At 62.5% G+C, this 13,688-nt stretch carries 17 protein-coding genes; 11 read left to right on the plus strand and 6 right to left on the minus strand.

The features are described 5' to 3' along the window. Position 1: 1 nt before the first annotated feature. The 3 genes from HBR93_RS19065 to HBR93_RS19075 all read right to left on the minus strand — a co-directional run bounded on the left by HBR93_RS19065 (position 2) and on the right by HBR93_RS19075 (position 2,105). On the minus strand, positions 2-925 hold the full coding sequence (locus HBR93_RS19065) for a c-type cytochrome (protein ID WP_169960848.1): 924 nt from the start codon (positions 923-925) through the stop codon (positions 2-4). After that, a complete protein-coding gene (locus HBR93_RS19070; RefSeq protein WP_169960849.1) occupies positions 922-1,572 on the minus strand; it encodes a c-type cytochrome in 651 nt (216 codons plus the stop codon). The genes HBR93_RS19065 and HBR93_RS19070 overlap by 4 nt, the downstream gene beginning before the upstream one ends. Positions 1,573-1,754: 182 nt before the next feature. Beyond that, positions 1,755-2,105 (minus strand): hypothetical protein, encoded by a 351-nt coding sequence (locus tag HBR93_RS19075; protein ID WP_057440046.1) that lies wholly within the window; start codon positions 2,103-2,105, stop codon positions 1,755-1,757. Positions 2,106-2,318: 213 nt separating this feature from the next. Between HBR93_RS19075 and HBR93_RS19080 the strand changes: the two genes are divergently transcribed. From HBR93_RS19080 to HBR93_RS19130, 11 genes are all read left to right on the plus strand, one after another. Continuing rightward, complete coding sequence (locus tag HBR93_RS19080) at positions 2,319-2,621, plus strand: DUF1883 domain-containing protein (protein WP_003173824.1); 303 nt, start codon at positions 2,319-2,321, stop codon at positions 2,619-2,621. Positions 2,622-2,650: 29 nt separating this feature from the next. Then, on the plus strand, positions 2,651-2,818 hold the full coding sequence (locus HBR93_RS19085) for a hypothetical protein (RefSeq protein ID WP_162947682.1): 168 nt from the start codon (positions 2,651-2,653) through the stop codon (positions 2,816-2,818). 31 nt (positions 2,819-2,849) lie between these two features. Then, on the plus strand, positions 2,850-3,518 hold the full coding sequence (gene alkB / locus HBR93_RS19090; RefSeq protein ID WP_169960850.1) for a DNA oxidative demethylase AlkB: 669 nt from the start codon (positions 2,850-2,852) through the stop codon (positions 3,516-3,518). 86 nt (positions 3,519-3,604) lie between these two features. Continuing rightward, positions 3,605-4,681: a bifunctional DNA-binding transcriptional regulator/O6-methylguanine-DNA methyltransferase Ada gene (gene ada, locus HBR93_RS19095; protein WP_169960851.1), complete on the plus strand. Its 1,077-nt coding sequence runs from the start codon at positions 3,605-3,607 to the stop codon at positions 4,679-4,681. An 83-nt stretch (positions 4,682-4,764) separates the two neighbouring features. Further along, a complete protein-coding gene (locus HBR93_RS19100; RefSeq protein WP_057440043.1) occupies positions 4,765-5,829 on the plus strand; it encodes a nitronate monooxygenase in 1,065 nt (354 codons plus the stop codon). Between the two features lie 110 nt (positions 5,830-5,939). Next, the gene (gene modA / locus HBR93_RS19105) at positions 5,940-6,692 is read left to right on the plus strand and encodes a molybdate ABC transporter substrate-binding protein (protein ID WP_169960852.1); all 753 of its coding nucleotides are present in this window, start codon (positions 5,940-5,942) and stop codon (positions 6,690-6,692) included. Continuing rightward, positions 6,693-7,373, plus strand: a complete 681-nt coding sequence (gene modB, locus HBR93_RS19110; protein WP_057440041.1) for a molybdate ABC transporter permease subunit — start codon at positions 6,693-6,695, stop codon at positions 7,371-7,373. A 5-nt stretch (positions 7,374-7,378) separates the two neighbouring features. Then, positions 7,379-8,458, plus strand: a complete 1,080-nt coding sequence (modC, locus tag HBR93_RS19115) for a molybdenum ABC transporter ATP-binding protein (protein ID WP_169960876.1) — start codon at positions 7,379-7,381, stop codon at positions 8,456-8,458. Between the two features lie 66 nt (positions 8,459-8,524). Further along, positions 8,525-9,562, plus strand: a complete 1,038-nt coding sequence (locus tag HBR93_RS19120; RefSeq protein WP_115128107.1) for a DNA topoisomerase IB — start codon at positions 8,525-8,527, stop codon at positions 9,560-9,562. Between the two features lie 146 nt (positions 9,563-9,708). Beyond that, positions 9,709-11,343 carry an ATP-binding cassette domain-containing protein gene (locus HBR93_RS19125; protein WP_169960853.1) on the plus strand — a complete coding sequence of 545 codons (1,635 nt, stop codon included), beginning with the start codon at positions 9,709-9,711 and terminating at the stop codon, positions 11,341-11,343. A 79-nt stretch (positions 11,344-11,422) separates the two neighbouring features. Next, positions 11,423-12,127 (plus strand): YoaK family protein, encoded by a 705-nt coding sequence (locus HBR93_RS19130; protein WP_057959594.1) that lies wholly within the window; start codon positions 11,423-11,425, stop codon positions 12,125-12,127. Positions 12,128-12,263: 136 nt separating this feature from the next. Here the strand turns inward: HBR93_RS19130 and HBR93_RS19135 are convergent, their stop codons facing one another. From HBR93_RS19135 to HBR93_RS19145, 3 genes are read right to left on the minus strand one after another with little or no spacing between them, the layout of a single operon-like run. After that, a complete protein-coding gene (locus tag HBR93_RS19135) occupies positions 12,264-12,617 on the minus strand; it encodes a hypothetical protein (protein WP_057440037.1) in 354 nt (117 codons plus the stop codon). Positions 12,618-12,656: 39 nt separating this feature from the next. Continuing rightward, on the minus strand, positions 12,657-12,968 hold the full coding sequence (locus HBR93_RS19140; protein ID WP_057440036.1) for an AzlD domain-containing protein: 312 nt from the start codon (positions 12,966-12,968) through the stop codon (positions 12,657-12,659). Beyond that, entirely contained in the window at positions 12,965-13,660 is a 696-nt protein-coding gene (locus HBR93_RS19145) for an AzlC family ABC transporter permease (RefSeq protein ID WP_057440118.1), read from the minus strand. Before HBR93_RS19145 ends, HBR93_RS19140 begins: the two co-directional genes overlap by 4 nt. Between the last annotated feature and the right edge of the window lie 28 nt (positions 13,661-13,688).

Consider the following 13,688-nt stretch of genomic DNA (forward strand, 5'->3'; position numbering starts at 1 on the left):
TTTAACGGATGCCTTGGCCAATCAGTACGCCATCAACCGTTTGCCCGTACAGATTCACGCCATCATTGGCGTGGAACTTGACGCGGGTCTTCTCCACCGAGCCGTCCACCAGGCGCGGATCCTGGGGGCGCTCATGGCGGTTGACGTAGGCCGCCACGTCCCAGGCCTGCTGGTCGCTCAAGCTACCGCCCTTGCCCAGCGGCATGTTGTGCTTGATAAAGGAGGCCGCCGTGTTGATCCGGTGCATACCGGCGCCCCAGTTATAGGAGTCCTTGCCCCACAACGGTGGCATCACGTAGCTATCACCGACCTTCTGCCCCTGCCCCTCGCCGCCATGGCACACCGCACACTGTGCCTTGTACACCTCGGCCCCTTGCGCCAGGTTGTAGCCTTTGGCCGGTTGTGGCACATCAGGGTAACCACGCCCAGGCAACTCCACGCCCAGCGGCGCCTTGCTCGCCAGCCAGTAAGCGTAGGTCGACAGCGCGGCAATCTCAGGGCTGTCGGCTGCCGGTGGCGTGCCGCCGTCCATGCTGAACTGGAAGCAACCCTGCAGGCGTTCGGCGAAGGAGTTGACCTTGTCATTCTTTTTTCGATAGGCCGGGTACATCGGGTAAGCCCCCCACAGCGGCGAGGAGTTGGCCAGGCGCCCCTGATCCAGGTGGCAGTTGCTGCAATTGAGACCGTTGCCGACAAACTGCGGCGCCAGGCGCTTGGTATCGACGAACAACGCATAACCCTGCATCACCAACTTGCCGTAGGCATTGTCGGGCAACTCGCTTGCCTGAGGTGGCTGGAACGCCGTGGTGGCAGACACCGCAGCCGGCACCTGCAGTTGCGACTGATCTTCCATGGCTATCGGTGCGGCCAACGCCGGCACACTGATCAACGCGACCAGCACGGGTGCAAATGACAGGTTCTTCATGGCTTGACCTCCTGGCCAGGCAAGGAGGCGAAATAACCGGCAATCCCCTGCACTTCGTCATCCGTGAGGGATTTGGCCACATGGCCCATCAGGTCATTGGGATCATTGTGCCGGGTGCCACTGCGCCAGGCATTGAGCTGGGCGGCCAGGTAGGCGGCAGATTGCCCGGACAGCGGCGGGAACGCCTCGCCCACGCCGACACCTGCAGGGCCATGGCAACTGACGCACGCAGGAATCTGCCGCTCCCAGGCACCCTGCAGTGCCAGTTTTTCGGTGGGATTGGTCGGGGCCATGCTGCGATGGCCGGTTTGCACGGCCGGCGCCGGCATCGCCGCCAGCGTCTGGGTCACTGCGGCGATTTCTTCATCGGTAAGCGCCTTGGCCAGCGACGTCATCACCGGGTTGCTGCGCGCACCACTCTGGAAGTCATGCAGTTGTTTGCTCAGGTAAGCCGCCGGCAACCCCGCCAGCCGTGGAAACCCCGCAGCCGCCAGCCCCAGGCCATCGGCGCCATGGCATGCCATGCAAGCCGCCGCGCCAGGCTGCGCGCCACCTTCATTGAACACCTTTTTGCCCTCCAGCGCCTGCGCGCTGCCGAGCATGAGCAGCAGGGCGCCACCCATCAACACTCTCTCCACAGACATCATCACGACTCCATTTTTATAGTTATATGCTTAGACCTACAATGCATAAGCCTACAAATGGTAGGGTAATGGGCTGACAGTCACAACCGCTGGGTAAGAAATTTCAGGCAATAAAAAGCCCGGCACTGCAAGCGCAGGCCAGGCTTCTTGATCGGAGTTGATCGCGTATGAGCGGTGAGGTGGACTCAGCCGGAAATGCAGTCTTCCGCAGCTTTCTTCACATCACCCGGACGAATCGGCACATTGGACATGCTCTCGTAGAGCTTGATGCTGCTACCGCTGGAGCGGTCTTCAATCTCGAAAATGGCCGATGGGTCAGCCGAAAATTTCTGCGGCACAATTACCCGCACACCTTCCTTGAGCGGCTCGATCTGCGACGGGCGACGGGTCGCCGACAGTTTCTGCACCACACACGCCGCGTATTCCTGCGGTTTTTTCCCGGAGATAACCGCCAGGGTTGGCGGTGTCTGCTTGATGTCTGAAACCGAAGCACATCCACCTATTGCCAGGGCCAGAACCAATACACTCCACTTCATACAAAACCTCCGATAAAGACCCTACGACAGCGAAGATGGTATTTTTCTCCCGCCAACGTAGGATTTATCCCTGATATATCGGTAAATAACTGTTTTAAATTGTCGAAGACGCCGACGACGACCCGATAATAAACGTGCTGGGGCTGATAAACTCCATCTTAACCCACGTATCGTTCTGATTTTTCAGAAAAAGCCCTTCTGGAGACACCCCCCATGAAATTCATCCACCAGCGCGAACACTTGAACGAAGGGGACATTGTCGTCATTGAATGCTCGCAGACCTGCAATATCCGCCTGATGAGCGATGCGAATTTCCGCAGCTTCAAAAATGGTGGTCGCCACACGTATCACGGTGGCGCGTTCGACAAATTCCCGGCCAAAATCACCGCGCCAAGCACCGGGTTCTGGAACATCACCCTGGATGTGGTGACACGCCGTGCCATCAGCGTTACCCGCAAGCCGGCCTTGTCCCATAAAATCCGCATTGTTCGCCGCACCAGCACCAAACTCAGCTGATTGCGCTGCCTTACACCACAGGAATGCCCGTGAACCAGACCACCAAATACGTCATCAAGTACAAGCTCAACGGCGAACGCCGTTTTGAATTTGCCCAACTGCAGTCGGCCAGCACCGAAGAGGCCCAGGCGGCCTTGGCGAAAATCCACGATGCCAGTGACGAAATCACTGAGATCACCGTGAGCAAGGCCCTGTAAACCATCACCAGCAGCGGAGTGATTGTGCAACATGGACCCTCATTCCACCGGCGACCTGTTCAGCGACGAGGCCTTGCAGCAACCGGCCCGTCGCGAGCAAATCGGCGAACAATCCTACGTCCTCAGGGGCTATGCCCTGCCCTGGCTTGAACGTGTCTTGCCCGAGCTGCGTGCTGTCCTGGTCCAGTCCCCGTTCCGGCATATGGTCACCCCCGGTGGCTATACCATGTCGGCGGCCCTGAGCAGTTGCGGCGCACTGGGCTGGACCACCAGCCCCCAGGGCTATCGCTATAGCACCCTCGACCCCGAGCGCCAGCAGCCCTGGCCGAGCATGCCGGCGGTGTTGCGCGAACTGGCGATCAACGCGGCCAGCGCAGCGGGCTTCGACGGTTTTGCGCCGGACGCCTGCCTGATCAACCGCTATGTGCCGGGTGCGAGGATGTCCCTGCACCAGGACAAGAACGAGCGCGACTACAACGCGCCAGTGGTCTCGCTGTCCCTGGGCCTGCCGGCGGTGTTTCTGTTTGGCGGCCACCAACGCAGTGACAAGACGCAAAAGATCTCGCTGTTCCATGGCGACGTGGCGGTCTGGGGCGGCGTTGACCGCCTGCGTTTTCATGGGGTGCTGCCGATCAAGGAAGGCGCGCACCCGCGCATGGGGCCACAACGGATCAACCTGACGTTTCGCACGGCCGGCTGACCCGGTGAATTCAACCGCAAGCAACGGAGTGTGCGGCCCCTCCCCGGTGATTATCCTGGCCACTGATCCATTGCCGAGCTATTGCCATGAGCACTGAAGATGATCTGCGCTGGGCGGCCATTGTTGCCCGTGACGCTACGGCCGACCTGACCTTCGTCTATGGGGTCAAGACCACCGGGGTGTATTGCCGTCCCAGCAGCAGCGCACGCCAGCCGCTGCGCAAGAACGTCGAGTTCTTCGACACCCCGCAGCAAGCCGAAGCCGCCGGGTACCGCCCCAATAAACGCACCTCGGCCGATCAGACCCAGGTCGCGCAACGCCATGCGCACCTGGTCGCCGCCGCCTGCCGCCATATCGAACAGGCCGAGACCCTGCCCGCCCTGGAAGACCTGGCCAACGGCGCCGGCCTGAGCCCCTTCCACTTCCACCGCGTATTCAAGACCCTGACCGGGCTGACGCCACGGGGTTATGCGCGGGCCCATCGTTCACGCAAGGTCAGGGCTCACCTGCAGGACAACCAGTCGGTGACCGACGCGCTGTACGACGCAGGCTTCAACTCCAACAGCCGCTTCTATGCGTCTGCCGACCAGTTGCTCGGCATGACACCCAGCGACTACAAGGCCGGCGGCATCCATAACGATATCCACTTTGCCATCGGCGAGTGCTCCCTGGGGGCGATTCTGGTGGCGCAAAGCAATCGCGGGGTCTGCGCGATCCTCCTGGGCGACAACCCGGACCAACTGGCGCGCGACCTGCAGGACCAGTTCCCGCAGGCCAATCTAATCGGCGCCGACCCCGGTTTTGAACAGTTGATCGCCCAGGTGGTGGGTTTTATCGAAGCGCCCGCCCTTGGCCTGAACCTGCCCCTGGACCTGCGCGGCACAGCGTTCCAGGAGCGTGTCTGGCAGGCGCTGCGCGACATTCCGCTAGGCAGCACTGCCAGCTATGCCGAGATTGCCCAACGCATCGGCGCGCCCAGCGCCTTTCGCGCCGTGGCCCAGGCGTGCGGCGCCAATCGCCTGGCCGTGGCGATTCCCTGTCACCGCGTGGTACGCAGCGATGGCAATCTTTCGGGCTACCGCTGGGGGGTGGAGCGCAAGCAGCAATTGCTCCAGCGCGAACGCCGCACCGTGCATGAACAGGCGCCGGCGTCCAGTGAATAATACAGACTGGCCTTGCCCCGGCCGCCCCTGTTAAAAATGCCGGGCAGCCCTCCCCGGGCTTTCCACCACTGGAGAAGCGAACCATGAGCACCTGGCCAGATACGCGGATTATTGACCTCTTGGGCATTGACCTGCCGATCATCCAGGCCCCCATGGCCGGCAGCACCAGCCCGCAGATGGTGATTGCCGCAAGCCAGGCCGGCGCCCTCGGCTCCATACCGGCGGCCACCTTGAGTCTCGAGCAACTGCGCCAGGCGCTGAGCACCATTCGCCAGGCCAGTGCCCGACCGTTGAACGTGAATTTCTTCTGCCATCAGCCACCAGTCCCTGCCCCCGAACGTGACCGCCAGTGGAAGGCGATGCTGGAGCCCTACTACCGTGAACTGGGAGCCGATTTTGACGCACCGACCCCGGTCTCCAACCGCGCCCCATTCGACACTGCCAGTTGCGAAGTGGTGGAAGAGTTCCGCCCCGGGGTAGTCAGTTTCCACTTCGGCCTGCCGGAAAAAGCCCTGCTGGACCGGGTCAAGGCCACCGGGGCAAAAGTGCTGTCATCGGCCACCACTGTCGAAGAAGCGATCTGGCTGGAGCAGCACGGCTGCGATGCAATCATTGCCATGGGCTATGAAGCCGGTGGGCATCGCGGGATGTTTCTCAGCGATCGGCTCACCAGCCAGATTGGCACAATGGCCCTGGTGCCGCAGATCGTCGATGCGGTCAGTGTGCCGGTGATCGCTGCCGGTGGGATTGGCGATGCACGGGGCATGGTTGCCGCGTTCGCCCTCGGCGCTTCGGCGGTGCAGATCGGCACGGCCTATCTGTTCACGCCCGAAGCCACTATCACCCCCGCCCACCATCAGGCATTGCACAGCGCCCAGGCCAGCGAAACGGCCCTGACCAACCTGTTCACCGGGCGCCCGGCGCGGGGGATCGTCAATCGGGTGATGCGCGAACTGGGGCCGATCAACCCAGCGGCGCCGGCGTTTCCATTGGCCGGCGGTGCCTTGATGCCTTTGCGCGCCCTGGATGAAGCCGACTTCAGTAGCCTGTGGGCCGGCCAGGCGCTGCGCCTGGGGCAGGACCTGTCGACCCGCGAGCTGACGCTGAACCTGGCCCGGCAGGCCCTGGCGCAGCTCAACAAGCGCTGAGCCCCTGAGACAACTTTGCACTGTACCGACGATGGCGAAGCGCTATATATTCCCATACATAGCGATTACCTATAACAAGCCGCCACGTCGGCACCCCAAGGAGCTGCTGCATGATGATTCGCGCCCCAGGCCTGGCCACCCTGCTTGCCCTCTTCACCCTGGGCTCGGCCCACGCCGATGAAGTCCAGGTAGCCGTCGCCGCCAACTTCACTGCCCCTATACAAGCCATCGCCGCCGACTTCAAAAAAGACACCGGGCACACCCTGGTCGCCGCCTACGGGGCTACCGGGCAGTTCTACGCCCAGATCAAGAACGGCGCGCCGTTTGAAGTATTCCTCAGTGCCGACGACAGCACCCCGCAAAAGCTCGAGAGCGAAGGCGACACCGTCAAGGGCTCGCGCTTCACCTATGCCGTCGGCACCCTGGCGCTGTGGTCGGCCAAGGAAGGTTATGTGGATGCCAAGGGCGATGTGCTGCAGAAAAACCAATACCAGCACCTGTCCATCGCCAACCCGAAAGCCGCCCCCTACGGCCTCGCAGCCACCCAGGTGCTGGCCAAGCTGGGCCTGACCGACCAGGTCAAGAGCAAGCTGGTCGAAGGCCAGAACATCACCCAGGCCTATCAGTTTGTGTCCACCGGCAATGCCGAGTTGGGCTTTGTCGCCTTGTCGCAGATCTATAAAGACGGCAAAGTCAGCAGCGGCTCGGCGTGGATCGTTCCTGGCCAGATGCATGACCCGATCAAACAGGACGCGGTGATCCTCAATAAAGGCAAGGACAACCCGGCCGCCAAGGCGCTGGTTGACTACCTCAAGGGGCCAAAAGCTGCCGCGATTATCAAATCCTACGGTTATCAACTGTAAATGCCCCTATCGAGTGCCGATTTTTCTGCGATCTGGTTGACCCTGAAACTGGCGTCGCTGACCACCGTGATTCTGCTGGTCATCGGCACTCCGATTGCCCTGTGGCTATCGCGCACACGCTCCTGGTGGCGCGGCCCCATCGGCGCGATCGTGGCCCTGCCGCTGGTGCTGCCGCCCACGGTGATTGGCTTCTACCTGCTGCTGACCATGGGCCCCCATGGCTACCTCGGGCAGTTCACCCAGTGGCTGGGCCTGGGCACCCTGACCTTCAGCTTCGCCGGCCTGGTGATTGGCTCGGTGATCTATTCCATGCCGTTTGTGGTGCAACCGTTGCAGAACGCGTTCTCGGCCATCGGCAGTCGCCCCCTGGAAGTCGCCGCCACCTTGCGGGCCAACCCCTGGGATACATTTTTCACGGTGATCCTGCCCCTGGCCCGGCCCGGTTTTATCACCGCGTCAATCCTCGGTTTTGCCCATACCGTGGGTGAGTTTGGCGTGGTGCTGATGATCGGCGGCAATATTCCCGACAAGACCCGGGTGGTCTCGGTGCAGATCTACGATCACGTCGAAGCCATGGAATACGCCCAAGCCCACTGGCTGGCCGGGGCCATGGTGGTGTTTTCTTTCCTGGTGTTGCTGGCGCTCTACTCCAGCCGTAAAACCAAAGCGGGCTGGAGCTGATGTCGATGATCGAAGTGCGCCTGCAACTGCGGTATTCCGGGTTTGCCCTGGACGTGGACCTGAAGCTGCCGGGGCGTGGCGTCACCGCGCTCTACGGGCACTCCGGCTCGGGCAAGACCACCTGCCTGCGCTGCATTGCCGGGTTGGAGCGGGCCGGCGATGGGTTTGTGCAAATCAACGAGCAGGTCTGGCAAGACAGCCGTAACGGGGTGTTTGTACCGCCGCACAAACGTGCCCTCGGTTATGTATTCCAGGAGGCCAGCCTGTTTCCCCACCTGTCGGTGCTGGCCAACCTGGAGTTCGGCCTCAAGCGTATCCCCAAGGCCCAGCGCCGCGTGGACATGGCCCAGGCCACGCAACTGCTGGGCATTGGCCACCTGCTGGATCGCCATCCCGAGCATTTGTCCGGCGGTGAGCGCCAGCGCGTCGGCATCGCCCGCGCCCTGCTCACCAGCCCGCAATTGCTGCTGATGGACGAACCCCTGGCTGCCCTCGACAGCCAGCGCAAAGGAGAGATCCTGCCCTATCTGGAACGCCTGCACGACCAACTGGAAATCCCGGTGCTGTACGTCAGCCATGCCCAGGATGAGGTGGCGCGCCTGGCCGATCACATTGTCCTGCTCAGCGAGGGCAAGGCCCTGGCCAGCGGCCCGATTGGCGAAACCCTGGCGCGGCTCGACCTGCCCCTGGCCCTGGGCGACGATGCCGGCGTGGTGATCAACGGCACGGTCAGCAGCCACGACGCCCACTACCAGTTGCTGACCCTGCAATTGCCCCACAGCCCATTGCAAATGCGCGTGGCCCATACACCGCTGGCGCCGGGCAAACACTTGCGGTTCAAGGTCCGCGCCCGGGATGTCAGCCTCAGCCTGCAACCCGGGGAGCACAGCAGTATTCTCAACTGCTTGCCCGTGACCGTGATCCAGGAGATCCCTGCCGATAACAGTGCCCATGTGCTGGTGCGGCTGGATGCTGCGGGCACGCCGTTGCTGGCGCGGATCACCCGTTACTCGCGGGACCAGTTGCACGTGCATCCCGGGCAGGCACTGTGGGCTCAGATCAAGGCGGTCGCGGTACTGGCTTGAACGGACGGCACAACGCTGCGGTCAATCAGCCATACCGGCCTGATTTATTGCCAAGGACTTTGCCCCATGCCCGACTCCACCGTGCCTGCCGACCTGCCCCGTGACCTGCACTACGTTGATGACAGCCAACCGGGCCTGAGCCGCCGCAAACTGCGGGGCAAGTTCCAGTATTTCGACAGCCACGGCCAACGCCTGACCGACGCCGACGAAATCCAGCGGATCAACGCCCTCGCCATCCCGCCGGCCTATACCGACGTGTGGATCTGCGCCGACCCCAAGGGCCATCTGCAGGCCACCGGGCGCGATGCGCGCGGCCGCAAGCAATACCGTTATCACCCACGCTGGCGCGAAGTACGCGACAGTGACAAGTATTCGCGCCTGCAGCAGTTCGGCAATGCGCTGCCCAAATTGCGCAAGCAACTGCAAGCGCAGGTCGACGCACCGGGCTTCAATCGGGAGAAAGTCCTGGCCACCGTGGTGTTGTTGCTCGATGCCACGCTGATCCGCGTCGGCAACAGCCAATACGCCCGCGATAACCGCTCCTATGGCCTGACCACCCTGCGCACCCGCCACGTGGATATCAAGGGCAGCGAAATCCAGTTCCAGTTCCGTGGCAAGAGCGGTGTCGAGCATCAGGTCAGCATCAAGGACCGGCGCCTGGCCACCGTGCTCAAGCGCTGCCTGGAGTTGCCGGGGCAGAACCTGTTCCAGTACCTGGACGAAAACGGCGAGCGGCGTACCGTCAGCTCCACCGACGTCAACGCCTACCTGCACAGCCTCACCGGCGCCGACTTTACCGCCAAGGACTATCGCACCTGGGCCGGCAGCGCCCTGGCCCTGGCGGTGTTGCGGGAGCTGGCGTGGCAACCGGAGTCGGATGCCAAAAGGCACGTGGTGGAGATGGTCAAGAACGTCGCCCGGCAACTGGGCAACACCCCGGCGGTGTGCCGCAAGTGCTACATCCACCCGGCGGTGCTGGAGCACTTCAGCCAGGGCGGGCTGGCGAAACTGCCCAGGCCCAGGGTGCGCAAGGGCTTGAAAGCCGAAGAGGTGGGGCTGGCGATGTTTCTTGAGCAACTGCAGACGTCGGCATCACCGATGTAGGAAAAGTGACGCAACTGCGCTAGGCTACCGGTCCTTTCCGACCGCAGGACGACCGCCGACGTGAACAACTAAGCCTTCCAACATGTAAACGCAACGAGCCGCCTGGCGCGCTTGTTGGCTTGTGCCACATTGTTCTGGAGGTGCTGATGACTGACGTCAACCGGCTGCCTGTACTTGTTTCCTTGCATCACGTGGGTTTTCAGTTCGCCAATGGCGAGATTCTGCTGGAAGACCTCAACCTGTCTATTGATTACACCCCTACCGGGATTGTCGGCCGTAATGGCATGGGCAAGAGCGTATTGGCGCGCCTGCTGGCCGGCGTGCTTGTTCCGTCCTGTGGCGTGATCAAATCGTCGGCCCGTATCGCCTATGTCCCACAAACCATTGAGCTGTTACCGGGGCAGACCGTGGCCCAGGCCAGCGGTTGCGCACAAACCCTGGCCGCCCTTGAACGCCTGGCCCGGGGTCAAGCGCAGGCGGACGACCTGGAACTGATTGATGACCGTTGGGACCTGGCCGAACGCCTGCGCCAGGCACTGGACGCCGCTGGCCTGGCCGAGATCAGCCCCGACCAGCCCGCCGAACAGCTCAGTGGCGGCCAACTGGCCAGGGTCGCGCTGATAGGTGCTTTACTTCGCGCCCCGCAATTGCTGATTCTCGACGAGCCCACCAACCACCTCGACAGCGCCGGTCGCGACTGGCTGCTGGCGACTCTCAACGCCTGGCGCGGCGCCCTGGTGGTGGTCAGTCATGACCGGCGCCTGCTCAACACCCTGGGGCGAATCATCGAGCTGTCGCCCCTCGGGGCCCGGCTCTACGGCGGCAACTACGACGACTACCGGGCGCAGCGCGATGCCCAGCAGCACGCCGCCCAGGCCGCCCTGGAACATGCCCGGCTGGATCGGCGCCGCGAGCGCCAGCGCCTGAAAAAAGACCTCGACAGCTTCCAGCGCCACGCCGCGAGCGCCCGTAAACATGCCGAGACCGCCAACGTCGATGCCTTCACCAAATCCCGCTGGAAAGGCGCCGCCAACGAAATCGTCAGCAACGTGCGCAGCGCCCACGTGCAACACAAACAGGTGTTGAACGAACGCGTGCGCTCGGCCCACGAACGGGTGGTGGACGAAACACCGACCTTCCTCGCCTTGCCCGGCACCCTCCTGCCTGCTGGCCGCCAGGTGCTAACCCTCACCGACTGCCAACTGCCCTGGCTCGCTCCCCACGCGCCGAGCACCTTTATCAACGCAAGCCTGTGTGGGCCGATACGGGTCGCAGTCCACGGTCCCAATGGTTGCGGCAAGTCCACCCTGCTCAAGCTGCTGGTCGGCCAATGGCAACCGGTCAGCGGCACCTGCACGGTGCACGCACCCTGTGCCTATCTCGATCAACAGTTGACGCTGCTCGATGACCGGCAGTCGATCGTCGAACAACTCAAACTGATGGACACGCCCCTGGCCGAAGCCGAGCTGCGCACCCGCCTGGCCCTGTTGCAACTGGACGCATTGCGCGTAACCCAACCCATCGGCCAGCTCAGTGGCGGCGAGCGGTTGAAGGCCGCCATGGCGATTGCCTTATGGCGCAAGACCCCGGCGCAATTGCTGCTGCTGGACGAGCCCACCAACCATTTGGACCTGGAGTCGGTAATGGCCTTCGAACAGGCTTTGCAAGGGTTTAGCGGCGCGCTGATTGCGGTCTCCCATGACGCGGCATTTCTGCAGGCACTCAAGCCGACTCACGTCCTGACCTGGGACGCCATGGGCTGGCGCTTGGAGGTGAACTGAAGATGTTCCAAGTCATTGCAGTTCAGAGGAAAGCGTCCTACGGTAGTGGCCGGATAATCTCATTGAGGAACCTCTCGCCGTGCTGCCCTCCTCCCCGAAACCCTTGGTCAATACCGTCCTGCAGCACCAGCACAAATGGCGCGGGCGCATTGGCCTGACGCTGGTGGCCAGCCTCTCGGTACTGGCCGGCATGACTGACGCCATTGGCTTTATGGCCAGTGGCGATTTTGTCTCGTTCATGAGCGGCAACACCACGCGGCTGGCGGTGGCGATCAGTGAAGGCGACCTTGGGCTGACCGGACGTCTGACGCTGCTGGTGGCGACGTTTATTCTGGGGAACGCCCTGGGTGTGATCATCAGCCGGATCAGCAAGCGCCACGCGTTACCGCTGTTGCTGTGTATTGCCACGCTGTTGTGCGGGGCAGCAGCGTGGCCGCTGGCCGAACAACTGCCCGCCGTGCTGGCCGCGATCATTGCCATGGGCATGCTCAATGCGGCGGTGGAACAGGTTAATGGCCTGCCTGTGGGGCTGACTTACGTGACGGGCGCGCTGTCGCGGTTCGGTCGGGGGCTGGGGCGCTGGATGCTGGGGGAGCGTCGCGATGGCTGGCGCGTACAGTTGATTCCCTGGGCCGGGATGTTTGTCGGCGCGGTGATCGGCGCCTTGCTGGAGCATCAGATGGGCATTCGCGCCCTGCTGGTCAGCGGCCTGCTGTCGGCGCTACTGGGCCTGCTGTCGCTGAAGATTCCACGGCGTTGGCACTTGGGTTATATGCCACGCTGAAAAGGTGCCCGCCCAACACAAGGCCTCGACGTCCATGTACTGGTAAAGAGCCATGATGTTGGGCGAGCGCGAGAATATTAAGGCAAAGCCGGCGGTGTGTCCGCCGGGCATTTCTGAAGAAATCTAAGGAAACAAACTACAGACAGGTCGCCAAGGCCGCCAGGCGACGCTTGGCAGCGAAATTATCTTCGGCTGCGTAGTAACTGACGGTGGTGCTGGCGCCGGCACTGCGCACATCGACAAAGTAGTCACCGCCCGTGGTGTAGACCGTATGACCACCGCCTTGCGCCGGCTCCATAAAGCCTCCGGCATCAACGCCGAACACCGCTTCGTCCTGCCAACCGAACTGGATGCACTGGGCAACGACCAGCGCGGCCTTGTCAGAGGCCAGGGTTTTATAGGGCGCGCCTGCGCGTGCGTCTTTCATCTTCGAACCTGCGCAACCGGCCAGCGCCGCCAGGACCAACGCACCTATCACCACCTTCCGCATGCCATCGCTTCCTTGAAAAAAACGCGACTGTACCACTGCCTACAACAACCAGCGAAACAGATAGAACAGCGCCATGCTCGACAGCACCGTGGTCAAGACGCTGCGCGTCCAGAACATCAAGGCCACCGCGCAGATACCGGCCAGCAGGTAGGGGTTGGTGGGGCTCAGGTTGAGCTTGTGCTCGGCCAGGAAAATGATCGGCCCGCAGATCGCCGTCAACATGCCGGGCACCGCAAAACCGAGAAACTCCCGGGCGCCGCGATTCAGGCGAACCGGCAAGCGCGGCTCAAGAAACAGATAACGGTTGAAAAACACCGCCAGGCCCATGCCGATAATCATCACAAAAATCATCGCTGCCCCACTCCCAAGCGCTTGCAGGCATAGCCTGCACTCATGCCCAACAACCCCGAGACCACCACCGCCGACTCCCAGTGCCAGTAGCTGAGCAGCACCGAAAACAGCAGGGCCACCGCCACGCACACCACCGTCGGCACATCACGCACCACCGGGGTGATCAAGGCGATAAAGGTCGCGGCGATGGAGAACTCCAGGCCCAGTTGATCGAGGTTGGGGATGCTCTTGCCGAGCACGATGCCGGCCAGGGTGAACAGGTTCCAGGCCACGTAGAACGTCAGGCCCACGCCCAGGGCATACCAGCGGTTGAAGGTCTGGCGGTCGTATTGGCTGACCAGGGCAAAGAACTCGTCGGTCAGCAAAAAGCCCAGGCTCATGCGCCACCGCGCCGGCAAGGGCGACAGGGTGCTGCGCATATGCATGCCATACAGCAGATGCTGAGAGGTCAGCAGCAAGGTGGTGAGCAAAATGGCGATCAGGCTCGCGCCGCTCTTGACCATGCCAATCGCCACCAACTGCGCCGCACCGGCAAACACAATGGCCGACAGGCCCTGGCTTTCCAACGGGGTGAACTGGGCGTCAATCGCCAGGGAACCGGCCAACAGGCCCCATGGGGCACAGGCCAGCGACAGGGGAATAATCGCAATCGCGCCACGGGCGAAAGCGTAATGCGGTAAGGCAGTAGGCATGGACAACAGGCTCATCGGCAAACAGCCC

Origin of the sequence: Pseudomonas sp. WS 5411, assembly GCF_012985595.1 — a bacterium.
GTDB classification, from domain to species: domain Bacteria; phylum Pseudomonadota; class Gammaproteobacteria; order Pseudomonadales; family Pseudomonadaceae; genus Aquipseudomonas; species Aquipseudomonas shahriarae.